Genomic DNA, 21,063 nt, shown 5'->3' on the forward strand with positions numbered 1-21,063 from the left:
GATCACACAACGGATCTGTGTGGCAGGCGCCGGGTATCGCCGATGAGTTTGGTGGACCCGGGTCGTCTACATGGGTGACTGATCCACGCAGACGAAAGGTAAGCCTGACCATGACCCGCAGGACCACCGCCCACCTCTTCGCGTCCGTCAACGGCGTCGTCGAGTCGCCGGATCGCTTCCAGTTCGACGCCTTTGGTCCGGATGAGGGCGAGCTGATGGGTCGGGCGTTGGCGAACGTCACCGACGTCATCATCGGTCGCAAGCTCTGGGAGGAGTGGTCGCAGTACTGGCCCGACGCCGACGACCCGTTCGGCGCCTTCATCAACCCCGTCCGCAAGCACGTCGTGACCAGCACCCTCTCCGGCGACATCGGCTGGAACAGCACGGTGATCGATGGCGACCCGGTCGCCTATGTGCGCGAGCTGCAGAAGCAGGGTGACGGCGAGATCGCGGTCGTCGGCGGCATCGAGACCATCCGCTCGCTCTTTCTCGCCGGCGTCATCGATGCCCTGACCTTGACGGTGCATCCGGCGGTGACGAACGAGGGTCGGCGGCTGTTCGACGAGACGGTCCCGCTCACCCGACTCACGTTGCTGGAGGGTGTGACGACGAGCGTCGGCAACGCCGTCCTCACCTACGGCCTACGTCAATGACCCGAGGTCAGCGTTCCACATCCTCGGAGGCGACGCGTGACGTGCGCCCGCGAGGCGAGGACGACGTCGTGCGCCGTCCCGTCGTTGCGCGACAGCGGAGCCAGCAGGGTGCCCGCGATGGAGTGAGTCGCGGGCACCCTGGTTCGCAGCCCCGACCACGGCACGTCGGTCACCGCCCGTCTGCTCTCGCTCGGGAGCGCCCGTACGCCAGTCGCCGTAGGACGAGCTCGGCGGGTCCCCGGTACCCGCGGCGTCGCATGAGGTCGGCTCCGACGAGGGTGACCAGCCAGACGGCGATCGCCGAGCCGACCGCGACGAACGTGGTGCTGCCCGTCCTCGTGCCGAGTGCCAGGGTGTAGGGCGATGCCAGCACCAACCAGGCGACCGACTGACACAGGTAGCCGGTGAGGGAGCGCTGACCCAGCGCGGTGAGAGCGGTCAGGAATCGGGAGCGTCGGCGAGACGTCGATGTCAGCCGGGCGACGACAAGACCGAAGAGGCAGACGTAGCCGAGGCCGCCGAAGATCCCCGAGACCTCGTGGAGGAGCTTGGCCCACGGGGCTGTGCTGGTGTCGACGGCGAGGAGGCCGCCGGCGAGCAGTGCCATCGGGAGTCCACCGAGGATGCCGGCACTCCACCCGACCACGGCGCCGTGGTGAAGCAGCCGGTGGTGACGCGCCGGTTCCTCGAGCACGCGACGGCGGGCCGCCCACACCCCGACCCACACGATGGGGAAGTACGCCAGGAGGAGCATCACGTTCGTCGGCCATTCCGTCCACCGGAGGTGAACGGACGCGACGTAGCTGTCCGCGGCGACCGACGGGAAGGGGGTCGTCGGCACCGCCGCTCGTGGTCCGGCGCCCTCGATGAGGCCGACGGCCACGACGACTGAGAGCGCGACGACGTAGACCCCGAGGAGGCCTAGCAGCCACAGTGCGGCTCGGTGAACCCGGTCGCCGCGATGCAGGAGGACGAGGCCGAAGATCAATCCGATGAGGCCGTACGTGCCGAGGATGTCACCGGCGTAGAGCAGGATGCCGTGGACGGCGCCGAAGGCCAGGAGTGCGCAGCTCCTGCGCAGGAGCACCGCCCGGACGGCGGCCGGTGAGCTGCCGGCCGCCTCCTGGCGTCGGGTGAACTGCACCAGGCTGTACCCGAACAGGAAGGCGAACAGCGGGATGGCCCGGGCGTTCACGAGCTCCAGCTGGGCGATGGTGACCAGCCGTTCGAGACCTCGCGGTGTCGGCTCCACTCCGGGCGTGCTCGCGAAGAAGACGCCCGTACCGTTCGCGAGCGCGATGAGAAGCAGCATCGCGCCACGGGCCAGATCGGGTGCGAGGGCGCGCTCCTTCTGGTTTGTCGGGCCGCGGGCTGTGCTCGCGACGAAGGGACGGCTCTCGGTGACCATGGGGACTCCTCGGTGGCAGGGGATCGATCAGGCGAGTGCCAATGGTGAACATAGTTTATGATAGAAACTTTATCAGATAAACTAAATCCGCGAGGAGACCCCCGCCGAAGCGTTCTCCCCCGGCAAGGAGAGACTGCCGGCCATGGTCGAGGAGGAACTGCCAGGTCGGCTGGTGCGCCTGTGGCGCCTGCGCAGCGAGCCGCGACTGGGACGGCCGGCCGAGCTTGACGTGGAGCGGATCGTCCGCACCGCGGTCGATCTCGCCGACCGTGACGGGCTGGCCGGTGCCACGCTGCCGAAGATCGCGCGGGAGCTCGGGGTCACGACGATGGCGCTGTATCGCCACGTCGGGTCCAAGGACGAGCTCGTCGTCCTCATGAGTGACTACGCCTACGGTCAGCCGCCCACGCTCCACGTCGACGACGGGCGGTGGCGTGAGGGCTTGCGGCAGTGGGCTTCCGCCATGGCCGTGGTACTTCGCCGCCACCCGTGGTTGGCGTACGTGCCGATCTCCAATCCCCCCTCGGGTCCGCACGCGATCGCGTGGATGGACGCCGGACTCACCGCTCTCCGAGAGACCGGGCTGGACTGGCTGGAGAAGGTCGGCATCCTCAGCCTGCTCGGTGGCTACGTCCGCAGCGCCATCCAGTTGAGTCTGGACCTTGCGAGCGGGCGTCGCGAGACCGGCGTTGACCAGGCGCAGGTCGAACGCGACTACGCCAGGGCGATGGAGAGGCTGGTCGACCCCGAGCGCTTCCCTGAGGCGGCACGGCTCTTCGCCTCGTCCGTCTTCGAGAGGCAACCCGTCGGCGAGCCAGTGGAGGTCGCGGACCGGGAGTTCGAGTTCGGCCTCAACCTCATCCTCGACGGAGTGGCCGCCGCGATCGAGGCTGCGAGGCGCCGCGACACGACCGACGGCTGATCGCGTTCGCCGCGCCCACCGGAAGGTCGGTGTGGCCGTGTGGCCGTCGCCAGCGAACCCGAAGACCAACCCTGGGGCGTGCGCGAGGCCACCGTCCTCCATCCCGACGGCAACAGTCTCACCTTGTCCGCACCGCTTCCGAGCTCCTGACACGAGGGGTGTCCCGTTCGCCGACGTCCCGGGCAGCGTTGGCGCTACCACACCCCAGGCCGCCGTCAGGGCACTCACGTCCCTGACCTGGCGCCTGCCGTCGTTCGACGACCTCGAAGCCGAGGCGGACGACAGCGACCTCGACGACGTACCCGAGCCAGAGCTTCCCCCTGAGTGGGCGGACCGCCCTGTTCCACCGGAGTTCGCCACGTCCCTCAAGCTCGTGGAGGAGCTGAGGGTGGAGGCGCGCCGACAGCGGGAGGCCTACGAGAGGTTCCGCGCCGACCTCACCACGCTCACCAGCACCGCCACGTCAGCTGATGGCGAGGTCGAGGTCACCCTCCGGGGTGGTGGCGAGGTGGTCCGCATTGACATCGACGACAGTGCCCTGCGACACGGTGCCTCCAGGGTCGCCTCCCTGGTGCTGGGCACGTTGCATCAAGCCCAAGCCACTCTGGCGGCACGTCTCGCCGAGGCCGCTCAGGAGGTCGCGGCGCCTCGGCTCAACCTCCGTGACCTGGTGAGGAGCTACCTTCCCGACGACTTCGAGAAGGAAGGCCATGGGTAGTCCAGAGGGAGCGAAGTACAGCACCGACGAGATCATCACGTGTATGAGCACGCTCGCTCAACTCCAACGGCGGACGAAAGACATCCTCGAGCTCGCCATCGACGCTGATCCCGACTGGTACACCTGGGGAGTCATCGGCATCCCGTTCGCGGTCTGGTACGGGAATACGGCTGACGATGTCTACAGACATCTCAGCATGATCGGTGAGTGCCTCAAGAACAAGGTCGACGCACTGGACTGCGTCTCACAGAGCTATCGCGCCCTGGAAGAGGGAATCAGCCGCGCTATGGAAAAGATCGAAGAAATGCTCGACAGTGGCCCTTTCATCGGCTGAGGAGGGCGACGTGGCCGACGATCCGAAAAGGGACAGCGACGTCACCAGCGACGAAACCGGCAGTGATATCTCTTTCAGCCCCGACGGTTTCGACATCATTCGGTTCGACCCGTCGAAAGATATCCCGGTCATCTCGTCCGGTCCGATCTCTGCCTACGAGGCATACAAGAAGTACCAGGAGGAAGGCGACTGGGCGGAGCTGACCAACATCGCAGCTGCTGCGGCTGACCTCGGAATCAACGTCGTCACGTATATGGCTGACCCGCTCAACTTCCTCATCGGCGCGGGTCTGGGCTTCCTCATCGATGTCATCCAGCCTCTGGAGGATGCATTGGGGCTGGTGACAGGGAATCCCGAGCGCATGGAGACGGAAGTCTCCAAGTGGGAGCGTATCGAGAAAGCGCTCAAGCCGTTGGCCGATGAGATCCGCGCGTCGGCAAACGAAGGCCTCATCAGCTGGGAGGGCAAGGCAGCCGAAGCGGCGAAGACGCGGATCAACCTCTTCGCTGATGGTGTGGAGGCGGCCGGCAACGAGGTGAAGCAGATCGTCTCCATCCTCAATATCGCGAAGACCGTCATGGACATCGCCCAGGCCTTCGTCATCAGCCTGATGGCGACCTTCGTGGAGTGGCTCGTCTGGACCTGGACGCCGGCGCTCGCAGCGGCCGGTCCCACGTTCGGCGCCTCCACCGCGGCGGCGGGAGCTGCCACGACTGCCCAGGCAGGTATTGTCATGAGCCGCCTCTCGGCGTTCCTTACGAAGGTGGTCATGATTCTGCGACGCCTGCGCAGAGTGCTCTATCGGATGCACGGAAAGCGCATGCGTCGAGTCCAGGTGACGTTCCAGATGCGTGAAGGCGGCCGATTTGGGTCGTGGATCAGCGCGCAGCAGGCGCTCATAAACTCGCTCAAGGATTATCGGACCTATCTTGGTACCATCCAAAAGGCTGCGAATACCACGATCAACGAGACCAAGAGCTACTACGAGAATATGTCGGACCGACAGGATGACGTCGACAGCAAGCTAGATCCCAATAGGTGATGAGCCGGATGCCAGCACACGACGAACCACCGTCGCGGCGCTCTCCGAAGTGGGACGCTCGGCAGGCCTGGCGTCAGATGCCCGTGTCAGCCGCGGTCGTCCTCGGGGTCGGCGTTGGCCTGCTCGTTCAACTGCTCTACATCATCGGTGTCGAGCTGGCCGGTCGGCCGCTCGGCTCCCTGACCGCCCCGGTGGGGTGGGGTCTCTTTCTGGTCGCCGGAGGGGCGTTCTTCACGTGGTGGTGGCGCTGGTCTCGGGAGACGCGGGAACGACGGTCGCGACGGAGACGACGCTAGCCGTGAATCCGCGGCGGTGGAATGTCGCCAGCGTGAACCCGTGGGATGGTCGCCGCTCTCCTCGTGCGTCTTGTTGTTCCACGCACCGAGCGGTCGTGCATGCGACCGTGGGCTGGTTCCTCACGGCCGGAGGGGGCCGCGGTCTTGTCCGGGCGTCACCGCGAACCGATAGTGAGAGACGTCTGCTCACCTCGACGATCGCGACGGCGCCCTTCGCGACAGCGGTCGTCCGGGCAGTTCGACCGTCGAGCAGCCACGGCCAAGGCCGCCCTGGGCCCCGGCGTTGGAGCCAGCGATGCCTGACGACCACATGGACATGGCCACCGCCCTTCGTGACCTCGGCGTCCACGAGGACACGCTGACGACGGAGGAGAAGGAGCGGCTCGATCGGGACGGTTACCTACCGCTGTTCGGCATCCTCAGCGCCGACGAGGTGGGGGCCATCAACCGCCGGCTGGCGGAGCTCATCGCCGAGGAAGGAGACCGGGCGGGACTCGAGGTGCACCAGGAGGTCGGCACGGACCGGCTGGCAGACCTGGTCAACAAGGATCCCTTGTTCGAGGTCTGCTTCAGCCACCCGAGGGTGCTGGCCGCCATCTGGCACGTCCTGGGCGAGTTCCGGCTCTCGTCGCTCAACAGCCGGGCGGCGCTCCCCGGGCAGGGGCACCAGGCGCTCCACGCCGACTTCGGAGAGCCGGTGCCGCCAGGCGAGTACCGGGTCTGCAACTCGATCTGGCTCCTCGACGACTTCACCCCGGAGAACGGGGCGACGCGCGTCGTTCCCGGCACCCACCGCAGCGGAAAGATGCCGGCGGAGGTGATGGCTGATCCCGCTGACCCGCATCCGGACGAGGTGGTGCTGACGGCGCCGGCGGGCACGGTGGTCGTGTTCAACAGCCACCTGTGGCACGGCGGCACCCTGAACCGCTCGCCGAGGCCGCGTCGGGCGATGCACTCGTACTTCTGCCGCCGTGACGTGCCGCAGCAGCTCGACCAGGCCGCCTACATCCGCCCGGAGACGTTTGCCCGGCTCAGCCCAGCGCAACGGTTCATCCTGGACGTCACCGAGGAGGACGCCCGGCGCAACGCCACCCGCGGCGTCGCGCCGGCGCCCGGTGCTACGGGCGCCGGATGAACTCGTACGCCGCGTCGTACGTCGCCCGCACCTCGGGCTCGCTGCTCCGGGCCACGCCGAGAATCACGTCCCGAGCTCCCCAGTAGTAGGCCTTGAGCGCGCGGTCCGCACCGGTGCGTCGGAACGTCTCGAGGTAGTTGAGGAACTTCTGCCGCGCGCCCGGGTCGGTGAGCATGCTCCGGTCACCTTCGATCTCCACACCCTGCCCGGACCAGCGGGCCAGGTCGCTCGCCTGCTCCAGCCGTCGCGTGTCCTGCGGTGGCAGGGTGGCGTCGAAGAAGAAGTTTGGCTGCAGCATGGACGCGTCGAACCCGTACGACCTCCAGAACTGGAAGCCGGGCGCCTGGTAGTACGGGATCCAGTAGAACCGCAGGGTTCGTGGCGTACCTCGACGGATGCCGTGGAGGAGAGTGGACACCTGCCGGGTCAGCTCGGCGTCCGCGGAGCGAGGGATCACCGTCTCGCGCATCCAGTAGAAGCCGACGAGCTCGAGCCGGTCGCGCTGGGACCGCTGGTAACGCCTGAGCGCCTCGTCGACGTACCAGCGCACCACGCGGAGACGGTTGCGAAGCGAGGCTTCCTCGCCGACCCGGGTCGGGTTGAGGTCGAGCTGCTCGCCGTCGAGCGTTCCCCACGGCGTGGCCGCGTCGGGGACGGGGTTCGGGATCGGCAGGATCACCTTGACACGGTGGCGTCCGGGAGCGCCGAGGGCACGGGTGGCGCGCCTGGTCGCCTCGTTGAGCGCTGTCACGTTCACCTCAGGGGCGAAGAGTCGATCCAGCAGGTCGTCCCACTCCGCCTTGGTGGGGTAGGCGTCCCGCTCGGATCCGCCGGCCATGAACAGAACGGTGTCGAACATCCAGTCCGTCGGCGTGCCCTGGTCGTCGACGTGGGTGATGACGGGGAGGAAGTCCTCGGCTCGCCAAGTCCCGAGCTCTCCGTTGGGGGACCGAGTGTCGTAGGTGTAGGCGAGGTAGACGTTGCGGACGCCACCGACCTGCTCGACACCCTGGGGGAGGAAGTCGCCCGGCTGATCCTCAGGCTCGAGCGGTCCGCTCGGCGGTCGTGCCCCGTGCTCGATGCCATCGGTCCCGTAGGCGTTGATCTCGTCGACGAAGGCCCAGACGTTGACGTCGAACGTCACCTTGAGGTAGCGGGCGTAGGTAGGGGTGATGGTGACGTCGACGGTGCGGCGTTCGACGTTCGTGCCCGTGTTGTCGCCTGGCGCCTCACCGGCGACGCGCCACGTGCTGCCGTCGAGGGAGAGGGAGTAGCGCACCGTGCCGGGCAGGTGGATGCCGAACTCGGGCGCGTACAGGAAGTCGGTGGAGAGCGAGCGGAGGGTTTTCACCTCGCCGAGGTCGAGCACCACCTCGCGGGATACCTGGCGTAGGTAGCCCACCCAGGCCGGGTCGGTGAAGTCGAGGCTGGCGTGGACGCCGTCGGTGAGCTCGAAGCCGTCGTCGGGATAGCTGGCGCGCTCGGTCTGCTGGTAGTTCGGGTCCGGGAAGCGGGCGCTCACCGTGTAGGTCGCGCCCTCCGCGACATCGCGCGGTCCCGCGGCCGCCGCGGACGGTCCGGCGAGGGTCATCGAGGACACGACCACGAGGGCCACCCCACTGGCCACAGTGGCTCGACGAGGCACGAACGGCACCATCCCGGCACTCCTCACGATCGGCGAGCTGCCGGAATGGTACAGACCATAGGTATCCCGATGGAGTGGTACGACACAAGCCGGCCGCTCGTGGCCGTCGCTTGTCCGCCACGGCATTCCGACCGTTCGGGCCCGCCGGCTGTCTGCCCGTCAAGCCGGGCACCGTCCGAGCTCCTGGGTGGCTTCTGGGTGAGGGCAGTCCCCCGGTGGCTGACTAGCGTCGGGACGCGACGGGAGAAATGCACGCCGTCGAAGCTCGAGCTTGTCCGGGCTCGCGCTCGTCGTCACGGAGGGTCCGATGCCCCTGATCAACGTGAAGCTCATCGAGGGAGTCTTCGACGAGGCACAGAAGGCTGAGATCGTGCGGGCCTTGACCGACGCGATGGTCGGTATCGAGGGCGAGCACATGCGGCCCGTGACGACGGTCATCGTCGAAGAGGTCAAGAGCGGCGACTGGGGCATCGGCGGCAAACCGATGACGACCGAGGACGTGAAGGCCCTGGCCGCCGGCACCACGGACGACGGGTGAGGGGACGTTCGCGATGAACGACAGCGACGACAACCGGCAGCGCAGCTTGGAGGAAGCGTCCGCACAAGACTGGCTCGGCGCCAATCCGGACCCTGATGTGTTGCTCAGCGTTCCCGATCTCGGCGTCGACAAGATCACGCTGAACGTCGAGGACCTCGAGGCCGACGTCGACTTGCACGCGAGGGTCCTGCAGGCGGTGGAGATTCACGTGGGAGCCCAGGTCACCCTGGGGCGGGTGGAGCTGGAGATCGAGAACGTCCATGCCAAAGCGATGTTGAAGGTCAAGCTCGACAAGGTGGCACAGATCGTCGACCGGCTGATGCGCACCATCGAGGCGAACCCGGAGATCATCACGAGCTTGACCGCGCCCATCGGCCGTGGCGTTGAGGAGCTCGGCCGCGGCGCCGGCGAGGGGGTCCGTGAGATCGGCAAGGGGACGTCCGGGTCGCAGGACAACAGCTCCGACTCTCAGGGCTCGCGCAACGAGTCGGTCAACTCCCGCGAGCGTGATCCGTCGCAGGTCGAGACCAAGCACGACGTCTCGTACGACGAGAAGGACAAGGACACCGGCGAGGTCCGACACCAGGAACGACGTGGTTGACAGAGCAGTCGCGTTTCCAGGACCGAGTTCGCCGCGGCTGTCGTCCGCCTGATGAGCGACGACGCCGCCGTGTCGGACGCGGGGCGGGAGCGAACGTCATCCGACCGGGGTCGGCGCGAACGTCACCTCCGCTGTCGAGACCGTCTCGCCTCGCCGACCGGGTGCGCAATGCCCGTGCCAGTAGAGGTTGGTGTGGTTGATCACCTGCTCCGCTGTCGGGGCCCCGTCGACGGTGAAGGGCTCTGTCGTGTGCGCGTCGCCTACCAGCGTCACGTCGTAGCCGCGGACGAAGGCGCCGTGGATCGTGCTGCGGATGCAGGCGTCCGTCTGGGCGCCCGTGACGACGAGGTGTCCGACTCGGCGTTCAGCGAGAACCGCCTCGAGCTCGGTGTCCTCGAACGAGTCGCAGTAGTGCTTGTGCAAGAGTGGCTCTGACTCGTTCCGGACCAGCTCAGGCACGTACTGCCAGCGCTCGCTACCGTACTCGAGCTCGTCGTCGGAGTGCTGGATCCAGATCACCGGGACCTTCGCCGCGCGTGCCTTGTCGACGAGCGACCTGATGTTGGCGATGACACCGTCACGGTTGTGGGCCCGGGCGACCACCCCGTTCTGGACGTCGATGACGAGCAGGGCGGTGTTCGGCCGGTCAGGGAGGGTCGTCATGGCAGCTCCTGTCTGGGGGAACGCGTGTCGCCACGATAGACCCGACGTCCGACAGCTGACCGGCATCGGCCGACCGGGAGGTGGTCATTGGTGCTGACCACTTCGCTGTCGCGACTAGTGTTCTGCGGCGGCGTCAGCAAAGCCCTGTCCGGTAGGGGGCACCCGATGTCCAAACCGCGTGGTGGTTGGCACCTCGTAGCCGGGATCCTGGCCGTCCTCGGCACGTCGCTCGCTCTGCTGGCGGGGCCTGCCGCGGCGGAGGAGCGAGCGGACTTTGTGCTGAGGTCCGTCGGCACGGCGGACGACGACACCACTGCCGTCGACGACGACCGCGCACTCGTACGAACCGAGGACGGTGCCACGCACCGGATCGACGGGGCGAACGCCTTTCGGGGCGAGGGTGTCCTGCTGGAGTACACCCCGGAGTGGGGCTTCTCGACCGGCACGAACATCTGGGGTGCCGAGGCGGCGCTGGTGAGGACGAGCGACCCGACGCGGTTCCGGATCGTCGCCGTCAACTCCATCCGCATCGACCCGTCCCGCGGCGGCGACACTGAGATTCCGCCCAACGGACTCGTGCTCAGCGCGGGGCCGGGCGGCGACAGCGACCCGGTCGGCTTCATCACCGACCACTTCCATGTGGGGGAGTACGTGACCATCACCCGGCCAACGTCGGTCACCAGCACCGAGCAGGCGCACGCGATCGACCCGACCGCGGAGTCCAACCCGGACGGCGCGCCGTATCCCGGGTATCGGGGCCCGGACCAGCTCGTCGTCTACACACCGGCCTACGGCAGCTCGACCGGGACGAACCAGTGGGGCTACGAGGTCATCGTCCGGGACGGGGTGGTCACCGCCCTGTCAGGTGCCGACTCCCCGATCCCCGAGGACGGATACGTCCTGAGCGGTCACGGCGTCATGGCGGACTGGCTGCGGCGGAACGCAGTCGTCGGCGCGAGCGTCACCCTGTCCGGACACCAGGTGACGATCCATCGAGATGTGCTCACGTCCATCCGGAACGCCGAAGCCGCGGTCGCCGAGTCCGAGGAGGTGATGCAACGCGCTCACGACGCCTACCTCAATGTCCCGTTGGCGCAGGCGCGCGACCGCCTGGACGCGGCGCGAACGTGGGTTCGGCGCGCCGAGGACGCGCGGGGCACGGACGACCAAGCGGCGCTGTCGTACGTCGACGAGGCCATCTCGGCGGCACGCGAGGCCTACTACCTGGCGATGCCGGCCCGGCCCGCCGACGCGCGCGGCATGTGGTATCGGCCGGTCGAGACGAGCGTCGAGGAGATCCGCCGCACCCTCGACCGGATGCGCGCGGCCGGGATGAACGAGCTCTACCTCGAGACCTACTTCCGCGGCTACACCATCTACCCCAGCGCGGTGAGCGAGGCGCATGGGCTTCCCGCCCAGAACCCGGCGTTCGAGGGGTTCGACCCGCTCCCGGTGTGGAAGGAGGAGGCCGCCAAACGAGGCATCGCTCTCCACGCGTGGATCGACGGCCTCGCGGTGGGCAACGAGCTGGGCGACGGGATCGGGCCGATCCTGAGCACCCATCCGGAATGGGCGGCGGTCGACCGTGACCACGCCGACGACCCGAGGCCGCATCCGTCGGCGAACGGCTTCTACTGGCTCGACGTCAGCGATCCGGTCGCGCGGGAGTACTTCCTCGACCTCATGGTCGAGACGGTGACGACGTATGACCTCGACGGCATCAACATCGACTACATGCGGTACCCGGTCGTCGAGGACTGGCGGAAGACCTTCAACTTCAGCCCTGACGCGCGACGTGCCTTCGAGCGGACGCACGGGGTCGACCCGATCACACTCGACCCGACGGACGAGCGGTGGGAGCTGTGGCAGCGCTTCGTCGAGAACGAGGAGAACCGCCTCGTCGCCGAGCTGTCGGCGCGCGTCAAGCGGGCCAAGCCGTCCGCCGTGGTGTCCGCGGCGCCGGAAGGCGGGACGGAGGCGGCGAAGGTGCACCAGTGGTCGGACGTCGTCGACGTGGTGATTCCGCAGGCGTACACGCCGAACCTCGAGGCCATCCGTGACACCGTGGCCGAGATGGCGGGTCGGATGCGTGGTGGCCAGCTCGTCTACACCGGTGTGGCGCCGCTCTACCAGCGTCTGCCGGTGTTCGACAGCGTGCGGCAGGCGGTCGGGGCCAAGGAGCTCGACGCGGGAACGGTGATCTTCTCGTTCGGTCAGGCGAGCGTGCCGGTGAGCGAGGCTCTGTCGTCGGGGCCGTGGCGAGGGAGAGCGGTGCCACCGGGGCTCCGTCCCGTCACTGCCGTCAAGGCGTTATTGACGCAAGCACGGACGGACGTGGACGAGGTCTACCTGCCGCGTGACGGGATCGACTCCGGCGTGGCGAACGCGCTGCACGGCCGGGTACGGGACATCGTCGACGACCTGTCCACGACGGCGTCGGCGGGACACCTGCGCGCCCTCACCACCAGGCTGCTCCGGCTCACGGAGTGGACCGAGAGACAACGGGACCGCGGCGCGATTGCTCCGCCGGTCGCCGCCAACCTGACGCGACAGTTCACCGAGGCTCGGACGATCCTCGACTACGCCATCGCGCGGACCATGCGCTAGGGCTGGGGGAGAGGCCGTTGTGGTGTCGGTCAGGCCCGTGCCTTTCCCGGTGCACTCGTTCCGGTGCGCAGGTTTCCTCTCGACGAACTCCTGACAGGTGATCAGCGCCGGCGTAGCATGGCGCGGCGTGATCGCGGTCCACCTGAGTCCCTTCGTCTGAGGAGCCCACCCGTGGAGATCACCCGTCGTCGGCTGCTGTCGCTCGTCCCCGCGGCGAGCCTGTCGGGACTCGCCCTTCCTCAGCGAGCGAGCGCTACGACCGGCGAGGCGCGCGAGGACAGTCAAGCCGAGCCTCCGACGGCGCGCCTCATCGCCAACACCGTCGCCATGCTCGCCGGCACGCCGGAGTCGAACGCTCGACCCGAGGTCGCCGCCAAGCTCGTCACCATCGAGCAGAACGCCCGCAGCCGGCTCACCGCGATGGACGCCGCGGGCGACGGCGAGCTGTTCACCGGCCTTCCTCTCGGCGAGGACGACGCCAACCTGGCGCGGACGTACCAGTACCTCTACGAGATCGCGCTCGCCACCCGCGCGCCGGGTAGCGCCCTGTTCGACGACATCGCCGTGCAACGTCGGGTCCTCGACGGCCTCGTCTGGCTGCACGAGCACTACTACGGCGACCAGTCCCAGGGGTACTACGGCAACTGGTTCAACTGGGAGATCGGCATCTCCAACCACGTCAGCCGGACGTTGGTCCTGCTCGCCGACCAGGCGCGGGAGTACGTCCCGGAGCTAGCGGCGACCTACGTCGCCTCCATGGACGCCTACCTACGCAACGGCAAGGACGGTGACGTCGACCTCGACTCACGCTTCCACACCGGCGCCAACCTCGCGGACATCACCACCAACCGGATCCTGCAGGGGGCGGTGCTCGGCGACGAGGCCCGCATCGAGAAGGCGATCGCGGACCAGCTCACCGTCTACGCCACGATCGACCCCTACCACCTCCGCCATGGGGTCACCGACGGCTACTACGCGGACGGGTCGTTCATCCAGCACCACTCGGTCGCCTACACCGGCTCCTACGGTAAGGGGCTGCTCAGCCGCGTGGTCCAGACGATCAAGATCCTCGACGGCACCAGCTACGCGCCGGCGGAGGATCTCGTCGGGATCGTCCAGGGCTGGGTTCGGGACGGGTTCGCGCCGCTCATCTTCGAAGGCTGGATGATGGAGGTGGTCAAGGGACGCGCCGTGTCCCGGACCACGACCGGCTACGCCGACGTCGCGGTCGTCGTCGAGGCCATCGTCGACCTCGCCGACTACGTCGGTGGTGAGGACGCCGCGGCTCTCAAGGGGTACGTCAAGCACATCCGCTCGACCTCGCGGGCCGGGCTCAATCCGACCAGCTTCGTCTCGCCGGTCAGCATCGCGCGCTACAGCGACATCATCGCCGACGACGCGATCGCGCCGGCCGACCTTAACCCACCGTCGCGCAGTGTGGCGTTCAACGCGATGGATCGGCACGTGCACCGGCGTCCCGGTTACGCGTTCGCCCTCGCCCGGAGCTCGGACCGCATCAGCAAGTACGAGTACATGAACGGCGAGAACCTGCAACCGTGGTTCCAGGGCGACGGCGCCTACTACCTCTACCTGTCGGGTCAGGACCAGACCCAGGCGTACGGCGTCGACTACTTCGTGACCGTGTCGCCCTACCGGCTCGCGGGTGTGACGGTTCCAGTCGAGGAGCGGAAGACGATCCCCGAGCTGTACGGCACGCCGTACTACGACAACCCCGACCACCCGCTGAACTTCACGCCGTCGTCGGAGTCGCAGAACACCTACGTGTACTTCCCCCGCGGGACGAACCGCTGGTCGGGCGGCGCGACGTTGGGTGCCTACGGCGTGAGCGGCATGGTGCTTTCCGACGACGTGCCGTACGTCCACAAACAGCAGGGCATCCTGCCGGACGACTTCGTCGTCTACCAGAACGCCCGCGCCACCAAGTCGTGGTTCATGCTGGACGACGAGATCGTCGTGCTCGCCGCCGGCGTGACCGACCCTGCGGGGCGAGCGGTGACCACGAGCGTGGACGCGCGCATCGCCGCCCCGACGGACGACGTCACCGTGCGCGGTGCGCTGCGTGACGGCGGCGTGCGGACGGGTCCGGGTACCGGCGACCTCGTCTGGCTGCGCTACGCCAACGGCACGCACGGCACCGCCGTCGGGTACGTGTTCCTCGAGCCACGACCGGTGAACGTGTCGGTGGAGACGGTGACGCGCAACCTCCGCGTGGTCCGCACCGCGAACCCGGACCAGCAGGTGACCAAGTCGGTCTTCGGCGTCTGGTTCGAGCAGCCGGCCGGCGCCCCACCGGCGTCGCTGGCGTACGCCTTGGTGCCGAACGCGACCGAGCCGCAGCTGCGGTCCTACGTCAACGGGCCGTTGACCGTGCTCGCGAACACGTCCGAGGTCCAGGCGATCCGGCACTCCCGGCTCGGCGTGACGGCTGTCAACGTGTTCGCCGACGGCTGGCACGAGGTGGCGGGGGTGAGGATCGACGGGTGCGCGTCGGTGCTCGTCCAGCAGGCGCGGGGGCGCGACGGCCTCACGAGAATTAGCGTCTCCGACCCCACGATGGACCGGGAGTCGGTCACCGTCGTCCTGCGGGGCCGCTCGCTGGCGCCGGTCTCGACCGACGAGGGCGTGCGGGTGACCCCGGTTCCTGGCGGCACCGAGCTGCGGTTCGACACCCACCAGGTGTACGGCCGCACGCTGACGGCCACCCTCCGCTAGGGGCAGGGTGGCCGCGCTCCCGCGGGGCGTGGCGCCCTCGCGCAGGTCGGCGAGCCCGGGTGCATCGGGCGGCGTCGCGTCCGCCGATCCTGGGGCGACGCCGCCCTCGACGCGAACGGCGAGTCGTCCGTCGAGCCTCAGTCCTTGGGAACCGCCTCAGCCCCCACCGGCTCGACCGGCAGGGTGGCGCGGCGCTCCCCGATGAGCCGCATCACGTGGTAGACCGCCACGGCGGCGAGAGCGCCGAGCGCGATGCCGTTGAAGGACAGCTCACCGATCGTCCAGGTGAAGTCGGCGATGCCGATGATGAGGGCGACTGCGGCGGTCATGAGGTTCGCCGGGTTGCGGAAGTCCACCTTGTTGTCGACCCAGATGCGGGCGCCGATGATGCCGATCAACCCGTAGAGCGCGGTCGTGGCGCCACCGAGCACGCCGGGGGGAATCGTGTTGATGAGCGCGCCGAACTTGGGGGAGAGCCCCAGCACGAAGGCGGCCACGCCGGCCACCCAGTACGCCGCGGTCGAGTAGACCCGCGTCGCGGCCATGACGCCGATGTTCTCGCCGTACGTGGTCGTGGCCGAACCGCCTCCGGCGCCGGCGAGCATGGTGGCCACACCGTCGCCGATGAAGGCCCGGCCGATGAGCGGATCCATCGAACGGTCGGTCATCGAGGCGACGGCTTTGACGTGACCCAGGTTCTCGGCGATGAGCACGAGAACCACCGGCACGAACATCGGGATGACGGACCAGTCCAGCGTCATTCCGGTGAACGTCGGAAGGCCGACCCAGGCCGCCTTCTCCACGGCGCTGAAGTCCAGCTGGCCCTGCAGACCTGCGGCGGCGTAGCCGACGAGGACGCCGACGAAGATCGACATCCGGCCCAGGATGCCGCTGAAGAGCACGGTCGCCAGCAGCACCGCGACCAGGGTGACGAGAGCGGTCACCGGCTGGGTCTCGAAGTTGTCCTTGGCGACGGGCGCGAGGTTGAAGCCGATCAACGCGACCACGGTCCCGTTGACGACGGGCGGCATGAGGATGTCGATCCAGCGCACGCCCACCCGGTGCACCAGCAGACCCACCAGGGCGAAGAGCAGGCCGGTCACGAAGACTCCGCCGAGAGCGGCGGCGGGACCCGCCTGGGCCTTGGCGGCCAGGATCGGGGCGATGAACGCGAAGCTCGACCCGAGGTAGCTCGGCAGACGGTTGCCGGTGATCAGGAGGAACAGCAGGGTTCCCAGGCCGGAGAAGAAGAGCGTGGTCGCCGGCGGGAAACCGGTGAGGATGGGGACGAGGAACGTCGCCCCGAACATCGCGAGCACGTGCTGGATGCCGATGCCGATCGTCCGACCCCAGCTCAACCGCTCCTCGGGCGCGACGACCTCCCCAGGCGGCACGGTCCGCCCATCGCCGTACACCCGCCAGCCCAGCCCGAACCTGGCCATACGTCCTCCTCGTGCGTTCGACCGCGCGGGAGCGTACCGCCAGTTGGCACGTCGTGGAATCGAACGAGAGCGCGGATCAGCTCGGTCGTCCGCGCGTGCTGCGTCCCGGTGACGGTCCGGGTTGGTATCACCACGTTCGGCGTACGCTCAGCCAGCGAAGCACGGCATCGCCCTGGTCACGCTGGAACTGGCGGAGCGTGGGGAGTCCAGGCGAGGGTGGCCTCCTGCAGGCGTTGTAGAAGAAGCCGCCCAAACCCACCAGGACGCCGTCGATTGCTTCCGCCGGGACATCCGCGAGGAGGGGCGTCTCCGCGAGCAGCCTCTCGACGTCGTGACCGCCGTACAGCTCGACGTTGAGGAGGACGCACAACGTGTCGAACCACGCGCAGCCGCGGCATGCCCACGGCCAGTCCACCACGACGACCGACCGGTCCGGGCGGATGAGCAGGTTGTCCGCTCGGATGTCGGTGTGCACGAGCGTGTCGCCGTCGAGCGCCCGCACGCCGAGCGCGCTCAGCTCGATCAGCTCGTCGAGGTGGGTGGCGGCGACCTCGGGGAGGTCGTCCCAGGGGTCGTCGCGCAGCTCGCGCCAGCCGGCGAACTCGCCGCGCAGCTCGTCAGCCAGCGGGGGGAGGTCGTCACTGGGACACGGAGTCAGCCGCTCGCTCAGCTGTTGGAGCGCGGCCAGCACGTCGACGACGTCGGCGTACCGCCACGGTGTGGAGGGGTGCGCCCGTCGACGTCGGCGAAGACCAAGGCCACCCAGTGGCCGTCGTCGTAGCAGCCGAGGAGCTGGCTCGCCGGCACGTCGTCCGGGAGCTGGGCGGTGTTCCTCGCCTCTCGTCGGTGGAGTCCGGGCGAGTCGGGGTTCAGGTCCGCGCTGACGGCCTTGACGAAAGCGCGGCGACCGTCGTGGAGGCGCACTCGGTCGGCGGAGCCGGGTGAGAACCCACCACGCTGCGAGACGGCTTCGACGACGTTGCCGTCGAGGATCTCCTCGATCCCCTTGCGGACGTGTGCGGGCAGGTCCGTCCAGGAAATCCGCACACCGCTCGCATCGACCATGGCTCGATGGTTCCAGCCGGTGCGCTCGTCCGCTAGTCATATTCCGAGCGCGCAGGTGCCGCGACGACGGGCGCACCGACCCCAACGACGGGACGAGGTCGTGGCAGGTGCAGGCGCACGAGTCCGTCCAGGCGTCGGCAAGGGCCGACCTGCGGACGTCGTCGTCGCCTGCTCGGCACCTGGTCAGGTCGACGGTTCCGCGGTGCCGCGCAGGTGGTCTCGCAGGCGGTCGAGGAAGGGGCGCTGGTAGCCCACGACCTTCTGGTACGCCGTGGCCAGATCGAACCACGCGGCCCGGTCGATCTCGGGGAACTCCTGGAGGCGTCCCGACCGTGGCGGCCACTCCATCGTGAAGGTGCCCGGATTGACCTCAACCGGATCGAGGTCGCCTTCGAGCGCCCAGACGGTCACGATCTTGCCGGCGGACTGTTTGACGGTGCCCAGGTCGATGAGCTCGCCTGGTGGAACCGGGAGGCCGAGCTCCTCGGTGAACTCCCGACGAGCCGCTGTCACCAGGTCCTCCCCGGGCTCGGTCAGTCCCTTCGGGATCGACCAGGCGCCGGCGTCGCGGCGCGCCCAGAAGGGGCCACCCATGTGGCCGAGGAGAACCTCGGCGTCGGCAGCCGTCCGCCGGAAGAGGAGGATGCCGGCACTGCGCCTGGCGGGCGCGCGCGACGTGCCTGGACTCCGCTTCGCCGTCACGGGGACAGTCTGCACCCGTCTGGCTCCCGTCGGACCCGGACGCGGGCGACTCCTCCGTGCGAGGTGTCACTTCTCGTGCCAGTCGTGACACGTCGTGTATTCGTGCGTCCTGCGGCGGGTGGGCGTAAGATGCGCCGCTCTCCTTGACATATCCAGCTAGGCGAGCTAATAGAAAAGGTGAGTCGATCAGACTCAATCTTCATCCTCCACCGTCTAGCAAGTACGGGAGGGAAGAGGAGAACGGTGGTGGCGATGGTGACCCGAGTTGATCCGTTCCGTGAGTTCGACCGACTGACCGAGCGGCTGCTGTCCTCGTTCGGTGCCCCGGCGATGCCGATGGACGCCTACCGCAAGGACGACGCGTTCTACGTCCAGATGGACCTGCCGGGCGTCAAGCCGGACGACATCGAGCTCACCGTCGAGCGGAACGTCCTGACGGTGCGGGTGGAGCGCCCGGACCTCGAGGGCGACGACGTGGAGGTCCTGGCCAGTGAGCGCCCGCACGGCACCTTCACTCGGCAGTTCCACCTGGGGGAGAACCTCGACACCGACAAGCTGGAAGCCGAGTACGACGCCGGCGTCCTGAGCATCCGGATCCCGGTCGCCGAGGAGTCCAAGCCGCGTCGTATCCCGATCGGCGGCGCCGCCCAGGCTCGCGAGCTCGCGGCCTGACGCGGCAACGCCACGACACGAAGGCGGGAGGCCGGGGCCTTCGGGCTCCGGCCTCCCGCCTGTCTCCGCGCGCTCGGGACCCTGCTCTCTCTGTTGTTCGGAGCTCTCTGTCATTCGAGCCCCCAGCCCGCGCGTCACTCAGCGCGAAGGGCGGGACGCTGGACGCTACGGTGACCTGCTGACGTCTCGACCCCGAGCGCGAGAGGGAGCTGATGAGGATCCGGCAGGTGAAGGTCGCTGGGTTCCGCGGTGCGACCCCGGCCGGTGGGTGGAGCGCGGAGCTCAACCCCGACGACGTCGTTCACACCCTGGTCGCCGTCCACACCGACGAAGGGCTCGTGGGCATCGGCACTTCACCCACGAGGCGCTCGTGCGCGGTGCGCTGGAGGTCCTCGAGCCCCTGTACCGGAACGAGAACGCCCTCGAGCCTGAACGAGTGACGGAGAAGCTCCACCAGAACACCTTCTGGATGGGGCGGGGCGGCGCCATCACCCACACGATCAGCGGCATCGACATCGCGCTGTGGGACATCCTCGGCCAGGCGACCGGACAGCCGGTGGGTCGACTTCTCGGTGGCCGCTACCGGGACCGCGTGCAGCCCTACGCGTCCGTGCTCATGGACGAGCCGGCCCGGCTCGCCGAGGAGCTCACCCGCTTGCGTGAGCATGGCTTCCGGGCGTTCAAGATCGGCTGGGGGCCCTTCGGGCGCCGATCCACCGAGGTGGACGAGCGCATCGTGGCGGCGGCGCGCGAGGCGGTCGGTCCTGCAGCGCTGCTCGCGGTTGACGCCGGCGGCAGCGACGCCCATTGGCAGGGCGACTACCCGTGGGCCATGCGGACGGCGCGGATGTTGGCGGAGTACGACGTCGCGTGGTTCGAGGAGCCGTTGGTGCCGGACGCGGTGGAGGACTGGGCGGCCCTGCGTCGACACGCGCCGGTTCCCATCGCGGGCGGTGAGGTACTGACGCGGCGCCAAGCGTTCACGCCGTACCTGCGGGCGGGCGCGTTCGACATCGTCCAACCGGACACCACCAAGGTGGGTGGCCTGTCGGAGTCGCGCCGCATCGGATGGATGGCGCAGGAGCATGGTGCCCGGCTGATTCCCCACGGGTGGAACACGGCGGTCGGCTTGGCCGCCGACCTCCAGCTGGCCTCCGCCCTCCCGGACACAACCCTCGTGGAGTACAAGACCGGCTCGCCGTACATCGACGAACTCGTGGCCGAGCCGTGGCGGCTCGACGACGACGGGATGCTCGCGATCCCCTCCGCGCCCGGTCTCGGTCTTCGGCTCGACCACGACGCGGTCGCCCGCTACACCGGCGGCGCTGACCTCATGAGCTGAGGCCGACTCAGAGACCTGGGACTGAAGTCGGGAAAGAACACAGCGGGGTCGACCGGCTTCCGGTCGACCCCGCCGCTTGGTCGTCGTCAGACGTGCAGACTCGCTGTTGCTTCCTCATGCCGGTGTGGGGCCACCCTGGTAACCCATGGCCTCCGCGGCCTTCGGGTCCGGACCGTGCTTGTTCGGTCCCTGCGTGCCGGGCAGGGCGAGGAGCACGATGAGCCAGATCCAGCCCACGAGAGGAATCAGCGCGAGGAGCACCCACCACCCGGAACGGTTGGTGTCGTGCAGCCGGCGGATGGCCACACCGAGGGCGGGCAGGAAGACCGCAAGCGAGTACAGCGCGACGAGCGGACCACTGCCAGTGGAGCTGGGCCAAGTTGGCCGCCCGCTCAATGATGTTCAGGATCAGCGTGATGATCCAGTTGATGAGCACGAACATCCAGTACTCTTTGCGGCGCGCCCGGCCGTGGAAAACGGCGTACTTCTTGAGTACGTCGATGTACCAGTGCATCGGGTTCTCCACTCCTAGAGGAAGTGTGCGG

General features: G+C 68.4%; 21 protein-coding genes and 1 pseudogene. 13 read left to right on the forward strand and 9 right to left on the reverse strand.

All coding sequences use genetic code 11. The annotated features are described in order from the left end of the window. Nucleotides 1-110: 110 nt before the first annotated feature. Nucleotides 111-653 carry a dihydrofolate reductase family protein gene (locus DFJ64_RS10625; RefSeq protein ID WP_115850314.1) on the forward strand — a complete coding sequence of 181 codons (543 nt, stop codon included), beginning with the start codon at nucleotides 111-113 and terminating at the stop codon, nucleotides 651-653. 169 nt (nucleotides 654-822) lie between these two features. Here the strand turns inward: DFJ64_RS10625 and DFJ64_RS10635 are convergent, their stop codons facing one another. Next, on the reverse strand, nucleotides 823-2,061 hold the full coding sequence (locus DFJ64_RS10635) for a DUF418 domain-containing protein (RefSeq protein ID WP_115850316.1): 1,239 nt from the start codon (nucleotides 2,059-2,061) through the stop codon (nucleotides 823-825). 142 nt (nucleotides 2,062-2,203) lie between these two features. Here DFJ64_RS10635 and DFJ64_RS10640 point away from each other — a divergent pair, with 142 nt between their 5' ends. The 6 genes from DFJ64_RS10640 to DFJ64_RS10660 all read left to right on the forward strand — a co-directional run bounded on the left by DFJ64_RS10640 (nucleotide 2,204) and on the right by DFJ64_RS10660 (nucleotide 6,508). Further along, nucleotides 2,204-2,983 (forward strand): TetR/AcrR family transcriptional regulator, encoded by a 780-nt coding sequence (locus tag DFJ64_RS10640; protein WP_115850317.1) that lies wholly within the window; start codon nucleotides 2,204-2,206, stop codon nucleotides 2,981-2,983. Between the two features lie 31 nt (nucleotides 2,984-3,014). After that, a complete protein-coding gene (locus tag DFJ64_RS19445) occupies nucleotides 3,015-3,701 on the forward strand; it encodes a YbaB/EbfC family nucleoid-associated protein (RefSeq protein WP_170152574.1) in 687 nt (228 codons plus the stop codon). 43 nt (nucleotides 3,702-3,744) lie between these two features. Next, nucleotides 3,745-4,035, forward strand: coding sequence for a hypothetical protein (locus tag DFJ64_RS10650; protein WP_147304673.1), 291 nt, complete (start codon nucleotides 3,745-3,747; stop codon nucleotides 4,033-4,035). 10 nt (nucleotides 4,036-4,045) lie between these two features. Next, nucleotides 4,046-5,077: a hypothetical protein gene (locus DFJ64_RS10655; protein WP_115850319.1), complete on the forward strand. Its 1,032-nt coding sequence runs from the start codon at nucleotides 4,046-4,048 to the stop codon at nucleotides 5,075-5,077. 8 nt (nucleotides 5,078-5,085) lie between these two features. Then, nucleotides 5,086-5,373 (forward strand): hypothetical protein, encoded by a 288-nt coding sequence (locus tag DFJ64_RS19450; RefSeq protein ID WP_170152575.1) that lies wholly within the window; start codon nucleotides 5,086-5,088, stop codon nucleotides 5,371-5,373. 295 nt (nucleotides 5,374-5,668) lie between these two features. Beyond that, nucleotides 5,669-6,508, forward strand: coding sequence for a phytanoyl-CoA dioxygenase family protein (locus DFJ64_RS10660; RefSeq protein WP_245941058.1), 840 nt, complete (start codon nucleotides 5,669-5,671; stop codon nucleotides 6,506-6,508). Here the strand turns inward: DFJ64_RS10660 and DFJ64_RS10665 are convergent. Then, on the reverse strand, nucleotides 6,492-8,165 hold the full coding sequence (locus tag DFJ64_RS10665) for a DUF4855 domain-containing protein (RefSeq protein WP_115850321.1): 1,674 nt from the start codon (nucleotides 8,163-8,165) through the stop codon (nucleotides 6,492-6,494). The genes DFJ64_RS10660 and DFJ64_RS10665 overlap by 17 nt on opposite strands. A 295-nt stretch (nucleotides 8,166-8,460) precedes the next feature. On the opposite strand from DFJ64_RS10665, the gene DFJ64_RS10670 reads away from it, so the two are divergent. Together DFJ64_RS10670 and DFJ64_RS10675 are read left to right on the forward strand one after the other, a co-directional pair. Next, nucleotides 8,461-8,691: a tautomerase family protein gene (locus tag DFJ64_RS10670; protein ID WP_115851988.1), complete on the forward strand. Its 231-nt coding sequence runs from the start codon at nucleotides 8,461-8,463 to the stop codon at nucleotides 8,689-8,691. A 13-nt stretch (nucleotides 8,692-8,704) separates the two neighbouring features. Beyond that, complete coding sequence (locus DFJ64_RS10675) at nucleotides 8,705-9,292, forward strand: hypothetical protein (protein WP_115850322.1); 588 nt, start codon at nucleotides 8,705-8,707, stop codon at nucleotides 9,290-9,292. A 96-nt stretch (nucleotides 9,293-9,388) separates the two neighbouring features. Here DFJ64_RS10675 and DFJ64_RS10680 read toward each other — a convergent pair whose 3' ends face one another. Continuing rightward, entirely contained in the window at nucleotides 9,389-9,955 is a 567-nt protein-coding gene (locus DFJ64_RS10680; protein WP_115850323.1) for a cysteine hydrolase family protein, read from the reverse strand. A gap of 165 nt (nucleotides 9,956-10,120) precedes the next feature. Here DFJ64_RS10680 and DFJ64_RS10685 point away from each other — a divergent pair, with 165 nt between their 5' ends. Together DFJ64_RS10685 and DFJ64_RS10690 are read left to right on the forward strand one after the other, a co-directional pair. Then, nucleotides 10,121-12,562 carry a glycoside hydrolase family 10-like protein gene (locus DFJ64_RS10685; RefSeq protein ID WP_115850324.1) on the forward strand — a complete coding sequence of 814 codons (2,442 nt, stop codon included), beginning with the start codon at nucleotides 10,121-10,123 and terminating at the stop codon, nucleotides 12,560-12,562. 171 nt (nucleotides 12,563-12,733) lie between these two features. Continuing rightward, nucleotides 12,734-15,295: a polysaccharide lyase family 8 super-sandwich domain-containing protein gene (locus DFJ64_RS10690; RefSeq protein WP_115850325.1), complete on the forward strand. Its 2,562-nt coding sequence runs from the start codon at nucleotides 12,734-12,736 to the stop codon at nucleotides 15,293-15,295. Between the two features lie 137 nt (nucleotides 15,296-15,432). On the opposite strand, the gene DFJ64_RS10695 is transcribed toward DFJ64_RS10690, so the two are convergent. From DFJ64_RS10695 to DFJ64_RS10705, 4 genes are all read right to left on the reverse strand, one after another. After that, on the reverse strand, nucleotides 15,433-16,737 hold the full coding sequence (locus DFJ64_RS10695) for a uracil-xanthine permease family protein (protein WP_115850326.1): 1,305 nt from the start codon (nucleotides 16,735-16,737) through the stop codon (nucleotides 15,433-15,435). Nucleotides 16,738-16,864: 127 nt separating this feature from the next. After that, a complete protein-coding gene (locus tag DFJ64_RS19690; protein ID WP_211310564.1) occupies nucleotides 16,865-17,428 on the reverse strand; it encodes a phosphotransferase in 564 nt (187 codons plus the stop codon). Next, a complete protein-coding gene (locus tag DFJ64_RS19695) occupies nucleotides 17,404-17,802 on the reverse strand; it encodes a hypothetical protein (RefSeq protein WP_211310565.1) in 399 nt (132 codons plus the stop codon). The genes DFJ64_RS19690 and DFJ64_RS19695 overlap by 25 nt, the downstream gene beginning before the upstream one ends. Before the next feature lie 183 nt (nucleotides 17,803-17,985). Beyond that, a complete protein-coding gene (locus DFJ64_RS10705) occupies nucleotides 17,986-18,504 on the reverse strand; it encodes an NUDIX hydrolase (RefSeq protein ID WP_115851989.1) in 519 nt (172 codons plus the stop codon). Between the two features lie 252 nt (nucleotides 18,505-18,756). Between DFJ64_RS10705 and DFJ64_RS10710 the strand changes: the two genes are divergently transcribed. Both DFJ64_RS10710 and DFJ64_RS10715 read left to right on the forward strand, forming a co-directional pair. After that, the gene (locus DFJ64_RS10710) at nucleotides 18,757-19,176 is read left to right on the forward strand and encodes an Hsp20/alpha crystallin family protein (protein ID WP_115851990.1); all 420 of its coding nucleotides are present in this window, start codon (nucleotides 18,757-18,759) and stop codon (nucleotides 19,174-19,176) included. A gap of 370 nt (nucleotides 19,177-19,546) precedes the next feature. Continuing rightward, nucleotides 19,547-20,518, forward strand: coding sequence for a mandelate racemase/muconate lactonizing enzyme family protein (locus tag DFJ64_RS10715; protein ID WP_211310566.1), 972 nt, complete (start codon nucleotides 19,547-19,549; stop codon nucleotides 20,516-20,518). A 114-nt stretch (nucleotides 20,519-20,632) separates the two neighbouring features. On the opposite strand, the gene DFJ64_RS10720 is transcribed toward DFJ64_RS10715, so the two are convergent. Both DFJ64_RS10720 and DFJ64_RS20220 read right to left on the reverse strand, forming a co-directional pair. Further along, nucleotides 20,633-20,914 (reverse strand): DUF805 domain-containing protein, encoded by a 282-nt coding sequence (locus tag DFJ64_RS10720; RefSeq protein WP_281268499.1) that lies wholly within the window; start codon nucleotides 20,912-20,914, stop codon nucleotides 20,633-20,635. A gap of 25 nt (nucleotides 20,915-20,939) precedes the next feature. Then, nucleotides 20,940-21,032 (reverse strand): annotated as a pseudogene (locus DFJ64_RS20220) (DUF805 domain-containing protein); the annotation flags it as partial. Between the last annotated feature and the right edge of the window lie 31 nt (nucleotides 21,033-21,063).

The organism is Thermasporomyces composti, assembly GCF_003386795.1.
In the GTDB taxonomy this organism is placed as follows: domain Bacteria; phylum Actinomycetota; class Actinomycetes; order Propionibacteriales; family Actinopolymorphaceae; genus Thermasporomyces; species Thermasporomyces composti.